At 39.4% G+C, this 21,110-nt stretch carries 22 protein-coding genes; all 22 read right to left on the reverse strand.

The features are described 5' to 3' along the window. Positions 1-22: 22 nt before the first annotated feature. A complete protein-coding gene (locus AA0X71_RS14515; RefSeq protein WP_413356020.1) occupies positions 23-340 on the reverse strand; it encodes an EscU/YscU/HrcU family type III secretion system export apparatus switch protein in 318 nt (105 codons plus the stop codon). After that, positions 337-2,076, reverse strand: a complete 1,740-nt coding sequence (locus AA0X71_RS14520) for a hypothetical protein (protein WP_413356021.1) — start codon at positions 2,074-2,076, stop codon at positions 337-339. The genes AA0X71_RS14515 and AA0X71_RS14520 overlap by 4 nt, the downstream gene beginning before the upstream one ends. A 1-nt stretch (position 2,077) precedes the next feature. Then, positions 2,078-2,857 carry a ribonuclease HII gene (locus AA0X71_RS14525; RefSeq protein ID WP_413356022.1) on the reverse strand — a complete coding sequence of 260 codons (780 nt, stop codon included), beginning with the start codon at positions 2,855-2,857 and terminating at the stop codon, positions 2,078-2,080. A 97-nt stretch (positions 2,858-2,954) separates the two neighbouring features. Beyond that, positions 2,955-3,812 (reverse strand): ribosome biogenesis GTPase YlqF, encoded by an 858-nt coding sequence (gene ylqF / locus AA0X71_RS14530; RefSeq protein ID WP_413356023.1) that lies wholly within the window; start codon positions 3,810-3,812, stop codon positions 2,955-2,957. A 26-nt stretch (positions 3,813-3,838) separates the two neighbouring features. Next, positions 3,839-4,390, reverse strand: a complete 552-nt coding sequence (lepB, locus tag AA0X71_RS14535; RefSeq protein ID WP_413356024.1) for a signal peptidase I — start codon at positions 4,388-4,390, stop codon at positions 3,839-3,841. A gap of 359 nt (positions 4,391-4,749) precedes the next feature. Then, positions 4,750-5,094, reverse strand: coding sequence for a 50S ribosomal protein L19 (gene rplS, locus AA0X71_RS14540; protein ID WP_413356025.1), 345 nt, complete (start codon positions 5,092-5,094; stop codon positions 4,750-4,752). 135 nt (positions 5,095-5,229) lie between these two features. Next, positions 5,230-5,973, reverse strand: a complete 744-nt coding sequence (gene trmD, locus AA0X71_RS14545; protein ID WP_413356026.1) for a tRNA (guanosine(37)-N1)-methyltransferase TrmD — start codon at positions 5,971-5,973, stop codon at positions 5,230-5,232. Continuing rightward, the gene (rimM, locus tag AA0X71_RS14550; protein WP_413356027.1) at positions 5,970-6,488 is read right to left on the reverse strand and encodes a ribosome maturation factor RimM; all 519 of its coding nucleotides are present in this window, start codon (positions 6,486-6,488) and stop codon (positions 5,970-5,972) included. Before rimM ends, trmD begins: the two co-directional genes overlap by 4 nt. A 12-nt stretch (positions 6,489-6,500) precedes the next feature. After that, the gene (locus AA0X71_RS14555) at positions 6,501-6,887 is read right to left on the reverse strand and encodes a YlqD family protein (protein ID WP_413356028.1); all 387 of its coding nucleotides are present in this window, start codon (positions 6,885-6,887) and stop codon (positions 6,501-6,503) included. A 221-nt stretch (positions 6,888-7,108) separates the two neighbouring features. Continuing rightward, complete coding sequence (locus AA0X71_RS14560; RefSeq protein WP_413356029.1) at positions 7,109-7,339, reverse strand: KH domain-containing protein; 231 nt, start codon at positions 7,337-7,339, stop codon at positions 7,109-7,111. Positions 7,340-7,344: 5 nt separating this feature from the next. Further along, positions 7,345-7,617, reverse strand: coding sequence for a 30S ribosomal protein S16 (gene rpsP, locus AA0X71_RS14565; protein WP_413356030.1), 273 nt, complete (start codon positions 7,615-7,617; stop codon positions 7,345-7,347). Positions 7,618-7,723: 106 nt separating this feature from the next. Then, on the reverse strand, positions 7,724-9,091 hold the full coding sequence (gene ffh / locus AA0X71_RS14570) for a signal recognition particle protein (protein ID WP_413356031.1): 1,368 nt from the start codon (positions 9,089-9,091) through the stop codon (positions 7,724-7,726). Positions 9,092-9,102: 11 nt separating this feature from the next. Next, the gene (locus AA0X71_RS14575; RefSeq protein WP_413356032.1) at positions 9,103-9,435 is read right to left on the reverse strand and encodes a putative DNA-binding protein; all 333 of its coding nucleotides are present in this window, start codon (positions 9,433-9,435) and stop codon (positions 9,103-9,105) included. A gap of 256 nt (positions 9,436-9,691) precedes the next feature. Then, positions 9,692-10,684, reverse strand: coding sequence for a signal recognition particle-docking protein FtsY (gene ftsY / locus AA0X71_RS14580; protein WP_413356033.1), 993 nt, complete (start codon positions 10,682-10,684; stop codon positions 9,692-9,694). A 27-nt stretch (positions 10,685-10,711) separates the two neighbouring features. Beyond that, positions 10,712-14,278 carry a chromosome segregation protein SMC gene (smc, locus tag AA0X71_RS14585; protein ID WP_413356034.1) on the reverse strand — a complete coding sequence of 1,189 codons (3,567 nt, stop codon included), beginning with the start codon at positions 14,276-14,278 and terminating at the stop codon, positions 10,712-10,714. 88 nt (positions 14,279-14,366) lie between these two features. Then, on the reverse strand, positions 14,367-15,107 hold the full coding sequence (gene rnc / locus AA0X71_RS14590) for a ribonuclease III (RefSeq protein ID WP_413356035.1): 741 nt from the start codon (positions 15,105-15,107) through the stop codon (positions 14,367-14,369). 198 nt (positions 15,108-15,305) lie between these two features. Next, entirely contained in the window at positions 15,306-15,539 is a 234-nt protein-coding gene (gene acpP, locus AA0X71_RS14595) for an acyl carrier protein (protein ID WP_019152819.1), read from the reverse strand. Positions 15,540-15,588: 49 nt separating this feature from the next. Continuing rightward, the gene (gene fabG / locus AA0X71_RS14600) at positions 15,589-16,332 is read right to left on the reverse strand and encodes a 3-oxoacyl-[acyl-carrier-protein] reductase (RefSeq protein ID WP_413356036.1); all 744 of its coding nucleotides are present in this window, start codon (positions 16,330-16,332) and stop codon (positions 15,589-15,591) included. Beyond that, positions 16,329-17,276, reverse strand: coding sequence for an ACP S-malonyltransferase (fabD, locus tag AA0X71_RS14605; RefSeq protein ID WP_413356037.1), 948 nt, complete (start codon positions 17,274-17,276; stop codon positions 16,329-16,331). Before fabD ends, fabG begins: the two co-directional genes overlap by 4 nt. 21 nt (positions 17,277-17,297) lie before the next feature. Then, positions 17,298-18,287, reverse strand: coding sequence for a phosphate acyltransferase PlsX (plsX, locus tag AA0X71_RS14610; RefSeq protein WP_413356038.1), 990 nt, complete (start codon positions 18,285-18,287; stop codon positions 17,298-17,300). A 36-nt stretch (positions 18,288-18,323) separates the two neighbouring features. Beyond that, on the reverse strand, positions 18,324-18,887 hold the full coding sequence (gene fapR, locus AA0X71_RS14615) for a transcription factor FapR (RefSeq protein ID WP_413356039.1): 564 nt from the start codon (positions 18,885-18,887) through the stop codon (positions 18,324-18,326). A 126-nt stretch (positions 18,888-19,013) separates the two neighbouring features. Continuing rightward, a complete protein-coding gene (gene recG / locus AA0X71_RS14620; RefSeq protein ID WP_413356040.1) occupies positions 19,014-21,068 on the reverse strand; it encodes an ATP-dependent DNA helicase RecG in 2,055 nt (684 codons plus the stop codon). Positions 21,069-21,110: the final 42 nt, after the last annotated feature.

Here is a 21,110-nt window from a genome sequence, read left to right on the forward strand (position 1 = left end):
ATGAGGTTAAATTCCAATCTTTCTATTGATCAGCTTTAGGTAGTGAAGAGGAAATCTCCTTCCTCCCTACCTCTTGATTCGTTTTATAAATGAAGGCAAACACTTCGGCTACCGCTTGATACAACTCTTCTGGAATGGTTTCATCAATATTTAGATTCCCTAACAACTCAACAAGAGCCGCGTCCTCTTGAATAGGAATTTCGTTTTTTGCTGCCTCTTCTAAAATATTGGCAGCAATCACGCCCTTCCCTTTCGCTATCACTCTCGGAGCATCTCCTTTTTCATGATCATAGCCTAAAGCGATTGCTTCTTTTCTTTTTTCCTTATTTTTTTGCTTCATACTCGAATATCAACTCCACTATAGGAATTCGAAGTGTAGGGATTTACTTTTTTCTTCGTGTCGGCAACTCTTTCAAATGAAGGTTGAAAGGAGATACTTGTTAATGTAAATCCTAGATTACGTAAATTTTCTTTCAAACCATTGATAAACGGTTCTGCAATGAACTTTATTTTTTCCGTATCATTGACAATCGTCATATTCATAATGCGATTTTGAATTTGCATATCGACAATCACTTCATTTAGATGTTCAAGCTCTAAATAGAAAAGAACCCGACAATACGCTGGATCAATTTCTCCATTTTCCTTCTTACTTCCACTCCATTGCACCGTTAAATCTGTTTTTTTCTCCCAAAACGGAAGGGGAACCTGCAGGACATAGTTCGTGAACGGCGCCGTTTCCTGTGATAATAACTGGATACCCGTAATTTTATGTAACAGCTGTTCTGCATCGCCTTTCACAGTCCCTGATGATTCCTCATTGATAACACGAAGTAAAAGCGCTTTGAGGACATCAAGCTTTTGCAATTCATTGCCATTTTCCCCTTTTAACATTGGTAGGTGCCTTGATTCGTAATCGAAACCAATCTTTGAGACTAACATTCGAAGATGATCTGCTACACTTTTCCCAAAGTCGAACTTAACCAATTCTTCTTGAGCGTTGTTGACACTATTTTGAAGCATTGTCATTTCTTGTTTCGTAAATTCAGGCGACATCTTTTCTAATAAAATGGCAGAATTATTCACTATTTGTTGCGTTTGTGGAGGTTTACCGTCTGCAGTAAATAAGGAAAGAATTTGCTTCGTTAATGGGATACCATTCTCCATCTCTCTCATTAAAGCAGCCTTCAAAAGGCTCCCCGTTAATCCCCCCTGATTTTGTTGCAAGGTCTGCTCTATTCTGCTATTTTCATTTATCGGAAGGGTTAGTGTGCTCGTTTTACTTGCTATTTTTTTGGCTGCTTCAAAAAGAAGCTCACGTTCTTCCCCTTGACGAACAAATGAAAGCTTTTGTAAAAGCGATAGAGCATTTTGTGATGAAACAGTATCTCGATTATTAAGCCACTCTTTTAATAAAGCACTAGTCACTTTTTCTGTCACTTTCTCTTGCCCTGTCTTCGTCATTTCCTCTAATAATAGCACAAGCTGTTGCCCGTCCTTTGAGAGTTGAGGTGAAGCCCTTAATTTTGTACTTAGCTCGTCCATCATTTGATGCAACGGTTCTTTCTTCAATGAGGCTAGTACGCCTGCAAAGACTTGCTTTGTCAAAGGTAAATTCCGTGACATCATTTCTTTCAACACCTCTAGTTTTTCAGGCTCTTGTTTGTATTCATTTATTAATTGAGCTGTTGCTTGAGATGTCTCCTTTGTAATCGGAAGTTTCTCTCTTAACAAGTATTGAATCATCTCTCTATTTTCTTTCGTCTCTGGAAGTCCTACTTGCTTTAATAGACTACTAACAGGCGTGTGATGGTTGTTCCCAGATTCTTCAAACGGTAATACCTTCAAATGGAGGCGACCTTCACCAGATTGAATTTGAAACCAATACTTCCCCCCTGCTGACAAAGGAACCTCCAGCTTAGCGATCACTTTTTGATTGCCAACCTGAACCTCAGCTGTCTGATTCGGAAAGAGCTTACCAATTCGCCCGTATATGATCTGTCCTAGTTGAAATGAGTTGGTTTGAGCTCGAAAGGTATGTTGTTTTTGTAATGACTGGATAAGGCTTGCGATCATCTTAATCCTCTCGTTTCATCATACTTTTAATCGGTTCAAAGCTCTTTCGATGAAATGGTGTGATTCCGTATTTTTCTAGCGCTAGTAGGTGTTCTTTCGTGCCGTAGCCCATGTTACTAGCAAATTGATAAAAAGGATATTGGCTATGCAACTCCTTCATCATTCTGTCTCTTGTTACTTTTGCTATAATCGAGGCTGCAGCAATGGAAATACTTTTTCCATCACCTTTTATAATAGATTGGGAAGGATAAGGAGTATCCAATTTCATCGCATCAATTAAAAGATAATCTGGTTTAATCGGCATTTCAGCAATGGAAGAAAGCATCGCCTTTTTAGTCGCTTCATAAATATTTACTTCATCGATTTCATTTGCTTCAATGATGCCGATACCGATAGATAGGGCATGTTGTTTAATATAGTCAAAATACTCGTCCCGTTTTGATTCAGTTAGCTTTTTAGAATCATCAATGCCAAGAAGTTGAAAATCTGTGGGCAATACGACACATGCTGCCACAACGGGACCAGCTAGAGGACCACGCCCTACCTCATCAATTCCACCTATCGTGTTAAATCCTTGTGTACCTAAGTGCCGTTCGATGCTCGACATTTGCATGAATTTCTCCATCGCCTTCTTTTTCTGTTCGAGACGACGTTCATATTTTTGGATTAATTGCTGGACCCCTTTACGACCATCCTGCTTTATTTCTTCTAGGAACGAAACATTCTCTTGCTCTATCTTTAATAGTTTTTCTTCAATTTCTTTAATCGTATATGTAGCCAAGGTAAGAAAACCCCTTTTATAAAGTCATATTATTTTTATCGGTTAGAAACGAAAAAAGTAAAGACCTCCTATCACTTAGAAGGTCTTTACTTCTTATTTAATCTTCATCGTATTGTGGCTTTTCAAAGGAGAGTGGTCCTAATTGCTCCGAACGTATGTCCCGAATCACAAGTTCAGCCACTTTATCATAATTAACCTCGCCACCACTCATAAGAGTACCACGTCGTTTCCCGATTTCATTAAAAAGCTCCACAATATCTTCTGGAATGTTTTCAAGTTGATATCGTTCTTTTAAACGCGTTGGATATTCATTTTCAAGGAAACGAAGTCCATAAATGCTAACATCTTGTAGGTTTAAGATCGTATCTTTGATCGCCCCAGTTAGTGCTAGCTTTGAGCCGACTTCTTGATCCTCAAACTTTGGCCAGAGGATTCCCGGAGTATCTAGTAATTCAAGTTCTTTTCCTACCTTAATCCACTGCTGTGCCTTTGTGACACCAGGAGTATTACCTGTTTTAGCAATATTTTTCTTTGCTAAACGATTGATTAATGTTGACTTCCCTACGTTAGGTATGCCAACAATCATCGCTCTAATCGCCCTTGGCTTAACCCCCTTAGCCTGCATCCGATCAAATTTTTCTTTTAGAATCAATTTTGAAGCTGATACAATCTCTTTCATCCCAGTACCAGCTTGAGAATTAATCGCTAGTGCTTTAATCCCTTTTTCATCAAAATAGCGAATCCATGCCTTCGTCACTTCTTTATCAGCCATATCGGCCTTATTTAAAAGGACGAGTCTTGGTTTGTGTTGAATGATTTCATCGATCATTGGATTACGAGAGGAATGGGGTATCCTTGCATCAACTAGTTCAAAAATGATATCGACAAGTTTTAGCTTTTCTGTTACTTGTCGACGGGCTTTCGCCATATGTCCTGGAAACCATTGAATCGTCATTGCTGCACCTCCCTATATATAACAACTTATTTTACCAACCGTATATCTTCTAAGGGCCAATAGATCATACTCGTATTCCCTAATACTTTTTCCATCGGAACCGTACCAATGTGGCGACTGTCTTTACTATACCGTCGATTATCCCCCATCACGAATAAATGGCCCTCTGGAACAACCTCTTGACCTGTCACCTCTTCAAGTGTAAATGGCTCTGTTAGTGGCCCATCTATGACCCGATTTTTGAATTCATCAAGATAAGGTTCCTCATATGCCTCTCCATTCACATAAAGAGTGTCGTTTCGATATTCTATCTTGTCTCCTGGTAGCCCAATGATTCGCTTTATGTAATCCTTATCTTCTGGTGCATGAAAAACGATGATGTCAAATCGTTCAGGTTTCCCTATTTTATAGCTAAATTTATTGACAATCATTCGATCCTGGTCATGTAAAGTTGGCATCATCGATAAGCCATCCACTACGATAGGGGCGAATAAAAAATAGCGTATAAATGCTGCTAACACGACAGCAATAATAAGTGCTTTTGTCCATTCCCATAATTCATTTTTTTTCTTAGCCACTATTTCAATCCCCACCATTCTTAAAGTACACGATTATCATTATTACGATTCTTATATTAAGAGTAAACTAAGATAGCCAGTGAAATCAAACGAAAACGAGCTAGAGTACATATTAGATTATCCAATAGTTAATGTTTAACATACTTTATTTAACTTTTTTAAAATTTGAACAGTGTGAAGCTGTGAACTCAGGTGAAAACCATCTCTTATGCCCCAAAACAATAAAGGAGCCTGCAAGTAAAAATCCATGATAGATTTTCACATACACAAGCTCCTTTCATTGTTAGGCAGCTGAATCAATCTGAATTCTTCTGCTTCTTTTGTTTAGCTTCAAGCATAAGTGCTCTACACTTTTGTTATTATCGGATTTCTTTAATACGAGCTTTTTTACCACGTAGGTTACGTAGGTAGTAAAGTTTAGCACGGCGAACTTTACCGCGACGAATAACTTCAAGCTTCGCAATTTTTGGTGTGTGTACTGGGAATGTACGCTCAACGCCTACACCGTAAGAGATTTTACGAACTGTGAAAGTTTCGCTAATTCCACCACCACGACGCTTAATCACAACACCTTCAAATAACTGAATACGCTCACGAGTACCCTCGACAACCTTAACGTGTACACGTACAGTGTCACCAGGACGGAAAGCAGGAAGATCAGTACGAAGTTGTTCTTGTGTGATTTCTTCGATTAATTTTTGCATCGTTTTCAACTCCTTCCAACAGACGCTCTTGCATCACTGTAGCTCACTAATTGCAGCGGAACATCGTTATAAGACAAAGACTTCTCATCTAAGTCACAAGAAGTATCATACCATATTGGGTAAGCAACTTCAAGCTTATTTTTTAAGGCTTTCTATTTCACGAAGCCATTTTTGCTGTTCTTCGGTCAGTTCAAAATTGTCGAGCAGATCGGGTCTTCGTTCATACGTTCTTCGTAAAGACTCCTTCGCTCTCCATTGATCAATTAAGCGATGATTACCTGAAGTGAGGACATCAGGAACCTTCAAACCACGAAAATCAGCTGGCCTAGTATAATGAGGATGCTCTAACAACCCAGTACTAAACGAATCTCTCAGATGGGATTCTTCGTTTCCTAGAACCTCAGGCAATAGTCGAACGACACTATCGATAACGACCATCGCACCGAGTTCACCCCCGGTTAACACATAATCGCCAATCGATATTTCGTCAGTTATAATATGCTCTCTTATTCTTTCATCATAGCCTTCATAATGACCACATATGAAAATAAGATGCTCTTCCTTAGCCAGTTCTTCAGCCTTTTGTTGGTTATAGGTTTTTCCTTGTGGACATAAGAGAATGACTCTCGGCTTGTCACTTTCCGCTTCATCCTTTAAATGCGACACGGCGTCAAAAATCGGCTGTGGCTTCAGGACCATCCCAGCACCGCCACCATACGGATAATCATCGACTGTTTTGTGCTTGTTATCAGCAAATTCACGAAAATTAACAACACGATAGTCGACAGCCTTTTGTTCCGCTGCTTTTTTCAAAATAGAGCTCCCAAATACACCTTCAAACATTTCAGGAAACAGGGAAAGGACATCGATTTTCATCATGAGAGTAACCCTTCCATCGGTTCTATCAGGATTACTTGTTCTTTCAAATCTACCTTTTTTACGACCTGTTCAATATACGGGATTAAAATATCTTTCCCGCCCTTTCCTTTGACGACCCAAACATCATTTGCCCCAGGAGTTAAGATTTCTCTCACTTTCCCAAGCTCTTCTCCATTCGTCGTAAAAACGTGACATCCGATGATTTCATGAAAGTAGAATTCATCCTCTTCCAGCCCTGTTAACTGGCTTTCTCGGATTTTTAAAATTCCGCCCTTCATCGTTTCCACTTCATTCACATTTTCATAACCTTTAAACGTTAATAGATCAAAATTTTTATGAACACGATGTGTGGCAACAATTAGTTCTACCGGTTCCTTAGCATCAGGCATGAATAGATATAGTGGATTTCCGGGAGTATATCGTTCCTCGGCGAAATCTGTTTTTGAGATAACGCGAACTTCTCCTTTAATCCCATGGGTATTTACAATTTTTCCGACATTAAACCATTTTTCCAACAGTCATCACCTCTAACGAATTTCCGCAACGACGCCGTCTTTTATGACAATTGTTTTGCTTGTCGCAATGTCCTCCCAAGCGTCTCCAATCTTAACTTCAATGATTCCTTGTATTTCCTTTTCTTGCAGTTCACTACCTAATGGTAGCATATGTAATTGTTCTATTTGAAAGTCGAGAAGCTTTATTTTTTCTTGGCGAGTATGGATTTCTTTTTCAAATTGCTTGGTTAAATTCCCTATTGAATATTTTTTCGTCTTTTCTAGCTTTTTCAACTCAAATCGAAGCTGTTCGCATTCTTTTTTGAGTTGCAACAAATTTTCTTCGTATTTCTGCTGGAGTTGTTCTCTGCTTTTTTCTGTTAGCACTTGCTTGACGACAATTTTTTGAAGAATATTCATACTCTGTGCCTCCCTCATTTAAATTATGAAAGGTTATTGCTGAATTATTAAAAGGATTTGTGTTTATACGTAGTTGATTTTTGGCTCCTTTCAGCTTTGCTAAAAAGGCGTGCGAAACTTCGGTTTCGCACGAAATAAGCCAAAAATCGCTCTAGTAACATTCCCTTACAAAAAAAAGGAGGGAATCTCCCTCCTTTTTTCGCTGTGATTCTTGTAGAGCCTTACTCAACAATTTCTAAAAAGATTTTCTTCTGTTGTGATGTTCCTGCTGCGTAGACAACAGTTCGAATAGCTTTAGCAACTCGCCCTTGCTTTCCGATTACCTTACCCATATCGCTTTTATTCACGTTTAGTTTATACGTAATACGGTCAGACTCTTCATTAACATCCACTAGGACATCTTCTGGAAAGTCGACAAGAGGCTTGACAATTGTTTCAATAAGCTCTTTCATATGCCTTACTTGCTGTACTTAGCGTTATGGAATTTCTCCATAATGCCTTGATTAGAGAATAAGTTACGAACTGTGTCCGATGGCTTAGCGCCGTCTTGTAACCACTTAAGAGCTAACTCTTCATTGATATCAACGATAGCTGGCTCAGCTACTGGATTATAAGTTCCAACTGTTTCAATGAAACGTCCATCACGTGGTGAACGAGAATCAGCTACTACGATACGATAAAAAGGAGATTTTTTTGCTCCCATACGTTTTAAACGAATTTTTACTGCCATAATTTAAAGCACCTCCGAATAGTTTCACACAAGATAAAATAATAACAGATTGTTAAATAGTTTGTAAAGTGTTTTTTCTTGTCAGTTAATAAATTAATACAAGAATTTATTGGAAAGGATTGAATGGTAGATTAAATCCACCCTTTTTCTTTCCTTTTTTCTTCCCTTTTTGCTGCATCCCAGTCATTTGCTTCATCATTTTTTTCATATCCTCGAATTGCTTCAATAGACGGTTAACCTCTGGTACAGACGTTCCGCTTCCTTTCGCAATTCTTTTTCTACGATTAGATGTAATGATTTCTGGATGGATTTTCTCTTCCTTCGTCATCGACTGAATGATCGCTTCGATATGGGTAATTTGCTTTTCATCAATTTGTAAGTTGTTTAGACCCTTCATCTTGTTGGCACCAGGCATCATTTTTAGAAGATCTTCGAGAGGGCCCATATTACGAACCTGACCGAGTTGCTCTAAAAAGTCATCTAAGGTAAACGAAGCGGTACGCATCTTCTTCTCCATTTCCCTTGCCTTTTCCTCATCGACATTTTCCTGGGCTTTTTCGATTAAAGTTAAGACATCTCCCATCCCGAGAATACGGGAAGCCATTCGTTCTGGATGGAAAGATTCTAACGCGTCTAATTTCTCTCCGAGACCGATAAATTTAATAGGCGTATTTGTTACAGAGCGAATCGAGAGTGCCGCACCACCACGGGTATCTCCATCAAGCTTTGTTAAAACAACACCGGTTAATCCTAGCTGTTCATTGAAGCTTGCGGCTACATTGACAGCATCTTGACCAGTCATTGCATCAACCACAAGGAAGATTTCATTTGGGTTAGCAAGCTCTTTAATTTCTTTTAATTCACCCATTAGTGCCTCGTCAACATGAAGACGACCGGCTGTATCAATCAAAACATAGTCATTATGGTCTTCCTTCGCTTTCGCAATCGCCTGCTTGGCAATTTCAACAGGACTCACTTGGTCACCAAGCGAGAACACTGGCATATCGAGTTGTTTACCAAGTGTTTCAAGCTGTTTAATCGCAGCTGGACGATAAATGTCAGCCGCTACAAGCATTGGATTTCGATTATATTTCTTGCGAAGTAAGTTTGCGAGCTTGCCAGTCGTTGTTGTTTTCCCCGCACCTTGTAACCCAACCATCATAATGACTGTTGGTGGACGGTTCGATACAGCAATCTTACTTTCCTCGCCACCCATAAGGTTGGTGAGTTCTTCTTTAACCACTTTAATAACCTGTTGGCCAGGAGTTAAGCTTTTTAACACTTCTTGCCCGACAGCACGCTCGCTCACCTTTTTAACGAATTCCTTAACAACTTTGAAGTTAACATCCGCTTCTAATAGAGCAAGGCGAACCTCACGCATCATCTCTTTTACATCCGCTTCAGAGACCTTCCCCTTACTACGGATTTTTTGCATGGTACTTTGCAGTCGGTCGGCTAATCCTTCAAATGCCATCTTGCCGCCTCCTAATCCAATTTCTCAAGCTCAGCTACTGCTTCCAGCAATACCTGTTTCGATGGAGTTTCATCCTTTAAAACTACTTTTAGTTCATTAAGTAGCTTGCTCCGCTTTTGGAATTTATTGAATAAAAGTAGCTTTTCTTCATACTCCTCGAGCATTGCTTCTGTACGCTTTATATTATCGTACACAGCCTGTCTACTCACACCATATTCATCAGCAATTTCTCCAAGAGAGAAATCATCAAGATAGTAAAGAGACATATAGCTCTGTTGTTTTGGTGTTAACAAGGATTGGTAAAAATCATATAAATAATTGATTCGAGTGGTCTTTTCGAGCACACCGTATCCCTCCTTGTTAAGTGAAAAGCCTTTACATTGACAGTTTACACGCATCGATAAGTGATGTCAAGGTAATATCCTTTCATTTAGGATAGTTACGGAATTATCGTGGGTTTTTGCGGAATTATGGACTGAAGTTACGGAATTATGGGCAAAGTTACGGAATTAAGCACAAAAGTTACGGAATTAACACCTATTTTCCGGGAATCCCAGCCAAAACAAAAGCCCGGCACAACATGCACCGGGCATTCTTCTCTTATTCTAGCTCTTCCTTTTCCACTAAATCAGCAAATAAGCCATAAACATATGTTTCCGCATCAAATTCTTGCAGATCATCCATTTTTTCACCAAGACCAACGAATTTTACAGGAATGCCAAGCTCATTGCGAATTGCTAGTACAATTCCACCTTTCGCAGTACCATCGAGCTTCGTTAAAACAATTCCGCTCACATTCGTTGCTTCCTTGAAAGTCTTCGCCTGAATTAAGGCATTTTGACCAGTCGTCGCATCTAAAACAAGAAGAACCTCATGAGGAGCTCCTGGAACCTCTCTCTCGATGACACGCTTTACTTTTTCCAATTCCTTCATCAAGTTAACCTTATTTTGCAGACGACCTGCCGTATCACAAATTAAAATATCTGCATTTCTCGATTTTGCTGCTTGAATCGCATCAAACATAACAGCCGCAGGATCAGAACCTGCTTCCTGCTTAATAACGTTAACACCAACTCTATCTCCCCAAACTTCAAGCTGTTCAATCGCCCCTGCACGGAAAGTATCTCCAGCGGCAAGAACAACATTCTTCCCATCAGATTTAAATTTATGGGCAAGTTTTCCGATGGTAGTCGTTTTTCCAACCCCATTTACGCCCACAAATAAAAGGACGGTTAAGCCATCTTCTTGAATATTTAATTTTGGAGTCGCATCTTCTCCACTTTGATAAATTTCTACCAGCTTTTCAGAAATGACGCTTTGTACTTCGGCAGGGTCTTGGATATGTTGACGCTTCACTTCCATTTTCAGCTCTTCGATAAGTTCCATCACTGTTTCAAAGCCAACATCTGCTTGAATTAATATTTCTTCAAGTTCTTCGAAAAAGTCCTCATCCACTTTGCGATAACGGGCTACTAAATCATTTACACGACCAGAGAAACTGTCTCTTGTTTTCGTCAGACCGTCTTTAAACTTTTCGGTTACAGCATCCGTTTGCTTTGTAATTTTTTCTTTCAATTTCTTCAAAAAACTCATCTCAAATCTCCTTTACCATTGCTATCTTCACGATTTTACTAGCTCATTTGTTTCTTCTAATCGCACAGATACTAGCTTAGATACACCAGACTCCTGCATCGTCACACCATAAAGAACATCTGCACCTTCCATTGTACCTTTTCGGTGGGTGATAACAATAAACTGTGTTTCATGACTGTACCTCTTGAGGTATTGACTAAAACGATGGACATTTGCTTCATCCAGCGCTGCTTCTACCTCATCCAATATACAAAATGGAACAGGTCTCACCTTTAATATCGAAAAGAGAAGAGCAATCGCTGTTAGCGCTCTTTCACCGCCAGATAGTAAGCCAAGATTTTGAAGCTTTTTGCCAGGAGGCTGTGCGACAATTTCCACACCTGTGTTCAACAAATCTTCTGGATCAGTGAGACGGAGGTCAGCTCGTCCCCCTCCAAATAACGCTTGGAAAACAGTTTCAAAATGGGAGCGAATGCCGTAGAACGTTTGTTCAAAACGTTTCTTCATCTCTTCATCCATTTCACTAATGACTTGGAACAACGTATCCTTTGCTTCTTGAAGATCATTCTTCTGTTCTAATAAAAATTCATAACGCTCTGAAACCCGTTCATATTCTTCGATCGCACCTAGGTTCACAGTACCGAGTTCTTCAATTGCTAGCTTAATAAGCTTTACTTTCCTTCTTGCCTCATCAACTGGGATCGTTAATGGGTACTCTTCCTTTGCACCTTCATAGGAGAGCAGGTATTCTTCTCTTAAGCGATCTAAACGGTTTTCAAGCTCCACATCAAGGCGAGTCAATTTGACTTCTTCATCCTTTAAAATGCCGATTAGCCCTTTATGCTGGCGTTTTAATTCTTTCACTTCAAGCTCAGCATCCTCTACCTGGCTATGAAGCTGGAGACGCTCTTCACGACGAGAAGAAATCAAGTTCATCGTCTCGTTTTTATCCTGAAGTTTGCGATTAGCTGCTGCTTCTAAATGCTCTTCTCCCGATGCACTATCTGTCATTTCAGAGGACAGTAGCTGTAAATCTTCTGAAACCGTCTCAAACGCTTCTTGATTTTCTTTCAACTCAAACATTGTCTTGGCTAGTTTCTCGCGAGCATTTCGAGATTGTTCATTTTTTGCGGCGAGTTTTACCTTCAGATCGCTAATTTCTTCTACTAACGTTTCTTTAGACGAAATTTGTGTATTCTTTTGCTCGGTTAAAAGGGAGATCTCACTATCTAAACGTGCTTTTTCTTTTTCGGCCACTGCTAATAGATTGGTTAACTCTAGCTTACGATCTGTCAGTTTTTCTTGCTCTTCCCCATACTGAGAAATATTCATATCATACAAGGCAAGCTTTTCATTCATGTTCTTTTCTTCTATTTCAGCCTCGCGTAAGTCACCTTTGATTGATTGCTCTTTTAAGCGGAGTTCTTCCCCTTGTCTTCGAAGCTCATCAAGATGGGCCTCTTGGGCCTGGATGCTGGATTTAACTTGTTTTACCTGAGCTTCTTTGAGCGCTGTTTGTTGCTCCATTTCTGCAAGCTTGGCAATTAAATCCTCTAGCTCTCCTTTTCTACTTAAAAGGGAAGAAGATTTTTGCTTAAGTGCACCACCAGTCATCGATCCACCAGCATTGACGACATCCCCATCCAAAGTAACAAAACGACAGCGGTATTGAAGAATTTTCGCCAGCTCATTGGCACCCTTCAAGTCCTTCGTAATGACAACATTGCCAAGTAGACTGGAAACAATTTGGCTATACTTTTGATTATGACTAATCAGTTCAGCTGCAATCCCTACATACGCTGGATGTCCACTAATAGACTGCTGCTGTTGATAAGATAAAGACTTGCCCTTTACAACACTTAATGGTAAAAAAGTTGCTCGTCCAAATGAATTTTTCTTTAAATATTGAATCGCGTTACGACCACTTTCTTCGTCTGTTACAACGACATGTTGCATCGCACCACCAAGGGATGTTTCCAGCGCGACCTCATATTCTTTTGGAACTTGGATAAGCTCAGCGATTGCCCCTTCAATACCAGACAGCTTGCTGTCTCTTGCTTTTAAAATCTCTTTAACACCTTGGAAGAAACCTGAATAATCATCTTCCATCTCTTCAAGCATATCTTTTCTTGACTTTGCCTTCTGTAAAAATTGGTAGGCTTGATAGAGGGTTTTCTCTTGCTTATCATATTGATTGCGTAAATTTTCGAGTTTGCTCTGCTCATTTCTAAAAATATGAACCTGTTGCTCTAGCTCTTTTTGCACTTCGGATAGCTTCGAAAGAATGTCCGCTCGCTTTTTTTCGATTACACGGCGTTCTGCCAAGTATTTTTCGTTATCCTCTTCCAATCGTTTACTACGATTCCCTTGTTGCCCAAGCTGCGCTTCAACATTTTGCATCTCATTTTTATACGTAGCTTGTTGGTTCAAAATCTCGATATAATCACTTTTTAAAGATTCAATCGTTTCTTCTATATTTTCACTGAAGAGCTTTACTTGATTTTGCTTATCGGATAAAACCTTTTGTAGCTCTGCTGCCTCTTGTTCAAGGGTGGCTGCCACTAATTCCTGCTCTTCTTTTTCTCTTGTTAGCTCGTCTACTTTAAAGGAAAGTGTGTGTATGTTCTTTTCAAGCTGTTCTTTGTTTTGCTTTGCGTTCTTCTTTCTTTCCTTTAACACTTCTTTTCGACCCTCAAGTTTTTCAAGTTCTTCACTAGCATGTAAAAGAACGGTTTGGAGGTCATTAATCGATTCATCTAAGGCAGCAATTTGCTCCCTCATTTCGACCACTTTTGCCTCTTTTGATTGCAAAGTGGAAGAAAGTTGCATTTCCACTTGTTTATTGTTTTCTAATTGAGAAGTTAGTTGCTCCCATTTCTCGTGCAAATCTTCAATCTCATAAACCGTAAGCGCCACTTCAATTTTTTCTAGCTCTTCCTTTTGTTGAAGGAAATCTTTAGCGATAGATGCCTGAATTTTTAATGGCTCAACTTGTCCCTCTAACTCATGAATAATGTCATGAACACGGTTTAAGTTTTCTTGCGTTTCTGAGAGCTTTCCTTCCGCTTTCTTTTTCCTAGTTTTATATTTTAAAACACCCGCTGCTTCTTCAAAAATCGTTCTTCTTTCTTCAGCCTTACTATTGAGAATTTCTTCAACTCTTCCTTGACTAATAATTGAAAAGGCTTCTCGCCCAAGACCAGAGTCCATAAATAAATCAATAATGTCCTTTAAGCGGCAGTTTTGCTTATTGATGTAGAATTCACTATCGCCTGACCGATATACTCTTCTTGTCACACTAACTTCCTGATAATCAATTGGCAGAAATTGATCTTCATTCTCTAATGTTAACGTCACTTCAGCAAAATTCAGAGGTTTTCTCGAATCACTACCTGCAAAAATAATGTCTTCCATTTTTGCTCCACGGAGGGATTTAGCCGATTGTTCTCCAAGTACCCAACGGATAGCATCCGTAATATTGCTTTTTCCACTTCCATTAGGTCCCACAACTGCCGTCACACCAGGAACAAAGTCGACCCCAATGCGTTCAGCAAAAGATTTAAATCCTACTACATCCAAACGTTTAAGGTGCACATTTGTATCCCCCTTCGCTCCTAATCATCTACCAGATACTTTCTTAAATATAAAAGCACCTTGTTGCTAATCTAGTTGTCATCTCATTTTACAGATGTGTTTTTAGTTTTTCGAGAGCCATTTGGGCTGCATGTTGCTCTGCTTCTTTTTTTGATCTTCCGGTTCCTACCCCAACTTCTTCCCCATTTAAATTGACTTGGGAAATAAATTCACGATTATGGGCAGGTCCTTTCTCTTGCAACACTTTATATTCTATCACGCCAGAGCTGTCTCTTTGTACATGCTCTTGCAACTGACTTTTGAAATCCATCACATGAGAAAAAGCACCAGCATCAATTTTCGGAAATACGACTTTTTCTAAAAATAGCACGACTGTGTCAATTCCTTTATCTAAAAACAATGCTCCAATAAATGCCTCAAAAACGTCAGCTAACAAGGCAGGTCTCGTTCTACCACCTGTCATTTCCTCACCTTTTCCAAGTAAAACATACTCACCAAAGGTCAATTCGTTAGCAAACGCTACTAAGGAAGGCTCACATACAACCGCTGCTCTTAGCTTCGTAAGTTCCCCTTCGCTCATCGTTGGATATTTATTATAAAGGAATTGAGAAACCGTTAATTCAAGAACTGCATCTCCTAAAAATTCTAGCCTTTCATTGTCATCATAAGGCTTTCTGCGATGCTCATTCACATATGATGAATGAGTAAAAGCTTGAATAAGTAATTTCACATTCGTAAATTGCACACCTAATTTATCTTGAAATTCTTTAAATTGTCTATCCCTATTCCGTAATGCCCATTTGTCCTTTTCTTTGCCACTCTTACGCATCCTGCATCCACCTTGCTATATTTTTACATTCTAGATTCAAGTGTACTTTTATTTTCTTTAAAACGCAAAGAAATTTTCTAATTGAAAATACGTTGATATAACGTACTTTCTTCAGAAAATCTCCATCCAAAATCTACTAAGTCATTCTATAGAAGAAAGCCCCGTCGCAAAACGGAGCTTTTTTTTAAAGATCTTACATTATGATTTGGCTTGTATGTAATTAACTGCGTCACCAACTGTTTGAATTTTCTCAGCATCATCGTCAGAAATTTCCATATCAAACTCATCTTCTAATTCCATCACTAACTCAACCACATCTAGTGAATCAGCACCAAGATCTTCTTTGAAAGTCGCTTCAAGTTTAACTTGAGACTCTTCCACGCCAAGGCGGTCAACGATAATTTTTGTTACTCTTTCTAATACTTCTGCCATGCTTGCTCACCTCCCCTCAAGCCATTATAGATGATTTTTTAAAATAAAACTACATAATCATTCCACCGTCTACATGCAGGGTTTGACCTGTCATATAGCGGCTGTCATCTGAAGCTAAAAACACAACCACTTTGGCGATATCTTGTGGCTCACCTAAGCGTGCAAGTGGAATTTGTTTTAACATTTCAGCTTGCACTTCTTCATTTAGTTTGTCGGTCATATCAGTTGTGATGAAGCCGGGTGCAATTGCATTAACAGTGATTCCTCGTGAAGCTAACTCTTTTGCAGTCGTCTTCGTTAACCCGATCACACCCGCTTTTGCTGCCACATAATTGGCTTGTCCGGCATTTCCACCGACTCCAACAATAGAAGAAATGTTAATAATTCTTCCGCTTCGTTGCTTCATCATTGGGCGAGTTACTGCTTTTGTACAAAGGAATACACCTTTTAGATTCGTGTTAATGACTGCATCCCAATCTTCTTCTTTCATACGCATAAGCAGATTATCTCGAGTAATTCCCGCATTGTTTACTAATACATCTATACTACCGAACCTGTCTACTACTTCTTTGATCATGTTCGAAACAGCATCTGCGTCTGAAACATTTGCTTGGATAGCAAAAGCTTCACGACCTAAAGATTTGATCTCATCCACTACTTCGTTTGCCATTTGTTCACTACCAGCATAATTGACAGCTACATTAGCACCTTGTCTCGCAAGTTCAAGGGCGATTTCTCTTCCTATTCCTCTAGATGCACCGGTAACAAGTGCGTTTTTACCTTCAATCTTCATTGTACTCCCTCCTTCAAGGCTTCATACACAGACTTAAAGCTTTCTTCATCTGAAATGGCATAAGTCGTCACATTACGGTCAATTTTTCTCACTAACCCGGACAAAACCTTACCAGGACCAATCTCGATAAAGGTATCAACGCCAAGATCAATCATTTTTTTAACGGAGTCTTCCCATTGTACAGGGGAATATAATTGCTCGATTAACTTTTCTTTTATTTCACTTGGATTTGTCATTGCTGTTGCTGAAACATTCGCAATGACAGGAATCTTAGCTTCATGAATCTCCACTTCATCAAGCACTGCTGATAATTTATCAGAGGCTGGCTTCATTAAGCTAGAATGAAAAGGTCCACTCACTTCAAGAGGCAAAACCCTTTTTGCACCAACTTCTTTTCCCTTGACGGATGCCAATTCTACCCCCTGGCGTGAACCAGAAATGACGATTTGACCTGGACAATTGATATTCGCTAATTGAACTGGATCTCCATCCTTTGTGATTTCATCTGTTACTTTTTTTAGTTCATGGCGATCTAATCCGAGAACTGCTGCCATCGTTCCTTCACGATTTGGAACAGCTTCTTCCATAAACTCTCCTCTTTTTCGGACAGCGTATACCCCGTCTTCAAATGAGAGTGCACCTGCTGCAACAAGTGCTGTATACTCCCCAAGACTATGACCAGCAACGTAATCTGCTTCAATATTCGCTTGCTTAAAATAGTCCAATATAGCAACGCTCGTCGTTAATAAAGCAGGCTGTGCATTGGTTGTTAATGTCAATTCTTCCTGAGGGCCTTCAAAAATGATATTTGATAGCGCAAACCCAAGTTTATCATCCGCTTTTTGAAAAATGGAACGAACCGACTCATCCTTTTCGGCGAGAGATTGTCCCATTCCTACTGTTTGAGAACCTTGTCCTGGAAATACGAACGCAATTTTGCCCATTAAAAATCTCCTTTCAGTAGATTAATTCGACTGTTCTTCAATCGTTTCTTTAATGGTTTTTGTGACTTCCTTTTGCAACATCTCACGGGTTTGGCGAACTGCATTATAAAGGGAGTTCGCATCAGACGACCCATGTGCTTTGATAACAGGAGCCTTTAGTCCAAATAATCCGGCACCACCGTACTCAGAATAATCCATTTTTGACTTTAAAGCTCTTAAATTAGGCATTAAAACAGCCGCTGCCAGCTTTGATTTTAAATCACTTGAAAGAGCAGCTTTAAGCATGCTAAACACTGACATCGCTGTTCCTTCAATCGTTTTTAAAACCATATTGCCTGTAAACCCGTCTGTTACAGCCACATCTGTTACACCTTCTAACAAATCGCGTGCTTCTATATTGCCGATAAAATTGAGATTAGAGTTTTGCAGTAATTCAAATGTCTGTTTGGCCAATTCATTGCCTTTTTTCTCTTCTGTTCCAATATTTAAGAGACCGACACGGGGATTGGTGACCCCTCTTACTTTTTCACAGTAGATAGATCCCATAATCGCGTTTTGTAACAAATGCTCCGGCTTCGCATCCACATTTGCCCCTACATCAAGTAAAAGAAATCCTTCTCCACCAATCGTTGGCAAGGTTGGAGAAAGGGCTGGTCTATCGATTCCTTCAATACGCCCAACAACAAATAATCCGGCTGCCATTAAGGCACCTGTATTTCCTGCAGAAATACAGCCATCAGCTTCTCCATCTGCTACTAGCTTTGCCGCTAATACCATGGAAGCATTCTTCTTTCTTCTCACTGCACGAACAGGCTCGTCCGTCCCTAAAATCACTTCTTCTGTATGTACAATCGTCATTCTTTCATCTTTAGAAAGATGTTCTTTAATCTTGTTTTCATCACCGACTAATGTAATTTCTAAATCAGAAAATGCTTCAATGGCCTTCATTGCTCCGAGAACAATTTCCTTTGGAGCATTGTCACCGCCCATAGCATCTATCGCTATTTTCATTTATGTCTCATTCCTTATATTAATAAAATTTTTGAATTAAGCATGGGAGCGATACATTTCAAAATCACCTTTAAAAACAATCTCGCTATTTACATAGCTCGTTACTTCAACAAGTGTACGCCCATTGTCCTCATCAATATGAATGACCTTTGCTTTGGCAACCACTCTTTCACCCTCTTTTACCGAGCGGGTAAATCGGATATTCGCTTTGGCGGTTAACGCAAGCTCGTCATTGATGACAGCAACTGCCAATGAGTTCGCTTGAGCAAATAGATGGTGTCCTCTAGCAATTTGATTTCGCTTGAACACATGTTCTTTGCGAATATCCAAAATAGAAATAGCTGATTGGTCTAAATCCATATCAATAATTTCCCCAATCACCTCATCTATAGGCAATGAGCGAACTTCATCTTCAAAAGTTCTTTCAGCAACATTCTTTATTCTCTCTCTTAACTCAGGGATTGATAATTCTAAGCGATCCAATCTTATCGTTTGAACACTAACGGAAAACTTATCCGCAAGCTCCTCATCTGTAATAAACGGATTTTCTTTGATTGTCTCTGTTAATAATGCTTGCCGTTCCCTTTTATTTCTTCTCATTTATGACACCGTCCAAGATATTAAGACTAGGTACTAATAGTAGTATATGATTAAAAAATGCAGATTGCAAGAAGGAAATCTTCTTGCAATCTATTCTTATAAGGCAATCTATAGGTACTAACCCTTTTAATCTAGCTTTTCTCCTTTTAATACTTCAGATTTATGAAGATATTCTCGTAAAGCTATATACTGGGGTGATTGCCAAAATTCTTCTGATTGAATCATGAGTGTAGCGTCATTTCTCGCTGTTTCCAGTGTTCGATAATCATGCACCATATCAGCAAGCTTAAATTCTGGAACACCACTTTGTTTTTTTCCGAAAAAATCTCCAGGACCCCTTAATTCCAAGTCCTTTTCACTTAATACAAAACCGTCGTTCGTTTCGGTCATAATTTGCATACGTTCTTTTCCAATTTCCGTTTTAGGGTTTGCAAGTAAAATACAATAGGATTGTTCACTCCCCCGCCCTACCCGACCACGGAGCTGGTGAAGCTGAGCTAATCCAAAACGTTCCGCATCATAGATGACCATCAGTGTCGCATTGGGCACATTTACTCCGACTTCTACCACTGTTGTGGATACAAGCACCTGAAGTTCATTTTGACTAAATGCTTTCATGACTGTATCTTTCTCGTCTGCACTTAATCGTCCATGCATTAATCCTACATCATATCTCCCTTGAAAATAGGTAATAAGAGTCGCATGCACATCTATTGCATTTTGCACGTCAAGTTTATCTGATTCCTCGATCAATGGACAAATTACATAAGCTTGCCTACCTTTTGATAATTCCTTTTCCATAAAGACCAATACTCGATCAAGCATATCATGCTTTGCCCAATAGGTTTCGATCGACTTTCGCCCTGCTGGCATTTCATCGATGATCGAGACATCCATTTCTCCGAAAACGGTAATGGCAAGTGTTCTTGGGATCGGAGTTGCCGTCATGAATAGAACATCAGGATTCACTCCTTTTTCACGTAGGACTTTCCGTTGCTCCACCCCAAAGCGATGTTGTTCATCTGTAATGACGAAGCCAAGCTTATGAAAATGTACCTCATCTTGAATCAAAGCATGAGTACCAATTAAGACGTCAATTTCACCAATCTGAAGTCGTTCTAAGATTTCCTTCCTCCGTTTTCCTTTGACAGAGCTTGTCAAAAGTTCGCATTGAATATTAAACGGTTGAAGTAGCTCTTTCAATGATTCGGCATGTTGTTCTGCCAAGATTTCTGTCGGCACCATAAGCGCGCCTTGAAATCCAGCTGAAATGCTAGCAAAAAGACCAATTGCTGCTACAACTGTTTTTCCAGAACCAACATCCCCCTGAAGGAGCCTACTCATTCGATACGGTGACTTCATATCGGACAATATTTCATTTACGACTCTTTTTTGTGCATTCGTTAACGGGAAAGGAAGTGAGTCAAGAAAGCCTTTAAGCTTTTTCAAGTCATAGTTTTGAATAACCCCTTGTGATTGTTCTCTTTCAAACTTCCTTAATGCTTGCATCTTTAATTGAAAGTAAAGAAATTCCTCGTAAACAATCCTTCTTCTTGCCTGTTTTATGTCTTGATCATGAGAAGGGAAATGAATCATTCTCAATGATTCTTTCCTACTTGGAAGGCGATACTTTGATAGAAGATGCGGTGGCAAGGTTTCAAATATTTGGTCACCAAATTGTTGAAAGGCTAATTGTAAAAAACGACGGATTCCTTTTACCGTTACGCTTCCTTTTACATTATAAACAGGAGATAGAGTCTCCTTATTGTTGGATGGACCTATTTTCATTTCCGAGGCTGTGATGGTACGACGATGCATATCCCATTTTCCAGTTACTTGAATCGTTTCATTCAGTTGAATCTTATTCTTTAAGTACGGCTGATTAAAGAAGATCACTTGAATTAAAAAATGGTCCACTAATAATTTGATCGTTAGACGGGATTTCTTTCTTCCATAGTAAACTAGAGATGGCTCACTTTGTACTTTCCCTTCAAGTGTTAACCTCTCCTCATGCTTCACTTCCGTTAAATCCTTCAGGCGATAGTCTTCATAGCGAAATGGATAATGCTCAAGAAGGTCTTCAATGGAATATATATTCATGTCAGCAAATGCTTCTGCTGTTTCATCGCCAATCCCTTTAATGTCAGTGATTGATTGTTTTAAATTTATATCTCCGCTCACCTTTTAGCTCCTCCTTGACTATTGATAATCACAAAAGCATGA

Source organism: Robertmurraya phoenicis, from assembly GCF_047302285.1.
Classification (GTDB): domain Bacteria; phylum Bacillota; class Bacilli; order Bacillales; family Cytobacillaceae; genus Robertmurraya.

Excerpts from the sequence above, each read along its gene's own strand:
- fabD (WP_413356037.1), bottom strand. The coding sequence starts at position 17,276 with ATGGGCAAAATTGCGTTCGTATTTCCAGGACAAGGTTCTCAAACAGTA.
- plsX (WP_413356038.1), bottom strand. The coding sequence starts at position 18,287 with ATGAAAATAGCGATAGATGCTATGGGCGGTGACAATGCTCCAAAGGAA.
- ylqF (WP_413356023.1), bottom strand. The coding sequence starts at position 3,812 with ATGACGATTCAATGGTTTCCAGGACATATGGCGAAAGCCCGTCGACAA.
- AA0X71_RS14560 (WP_413356029.1), bottom strand. The coding sequence starts at position 7,339 with ATGAAAGAGCTTATTGAAACAATTGTCAAGCCTCTTGTCGACTTTCCA.
- rnc (WP_413356035.1), bottom strand. The coding sequence starts at position 15,107 with ATGCGTAAGAGTGGCAAAGAAAAGGACAAATGGGCATTACGGAATAGG.
- AA0X71_RS14520 (WP_413356021.1), bottom strand. The coding sequence starts at position 2,076 with ATGATCGCAAGCCTTATCCAGTCATTACAAAAACAACATACCTTTCGA.
- fapR (WP_413356039.1), bottom strand. The coding sequence starts at position 18,887 with ATGAGAAGAAATAAAAGGGAACGGCAAGCATTATTAACAGAGACAATC.
- acpP (WP_019152819.1), bottom strand. The coding sequence starts at position 15,539 with ATGGCAGAAGTATTAGAAAGAGTAACAAAAATTATCGTTGACCGCCTT.
- rplS (WP_413356025.1), bottom strand. The coding sequence starts at position 5,094 with ATGCAAAAATTAATCGAAGAAATCACACAAGAACAACTTCGTACTGAT.
- ftsY (WP_413356033.1), bottom strand. The coding sequence starts at position 10,684 with ATGAGTTTTTTGAAGAAATTGAAAGAAAAAATTACAAAGCAAACGGAT.
- ffh (WP_413356031.1), bottom strand. The coding sequence starts at position 9,091 with ATGGCATTTGAAGGATTAGCCGACCGACTGCAAAGTACCATGCAAAAA.
- rpsP (WP_413356030.1), bottom strand. The coding sequence starts at position 7,617 with ATGGCAGTAAAAATTCGTTTAAAACGTATGGGAGCAAAAAAATCTCCT.
- trmD (WP_413356026.1), bottom strand. The coding sequence starts at position 5,973 with ATGATGAAAATCGATGTCCTTTCCCTGTTTCCTGAAATGTTTGAAGGT.
- fabG (WP_413356036.1), bottom strand. The coding sequence starts at position 16,332 with ATGAAGATTGAAGGTAAAAACGCACTTGTTACCGGTGCATCTAGAGGA.
- AA0X71_RS14515 (WP_413356020.1), bottom strand. The coding sequence starts at position 340 with ATGAAGCAAAAAAATAAGGAAAAAAGAAAAGAAGCAATCGCTTTAGGC.
- AA0X71_RS14555 (WP_413356028.1), bottom strand. The coding sequence starts at position 6,887 with ATGAATATTCTTCAAAAAATTGTCGTCAAGCAAGTGCTAACAGAAAAA.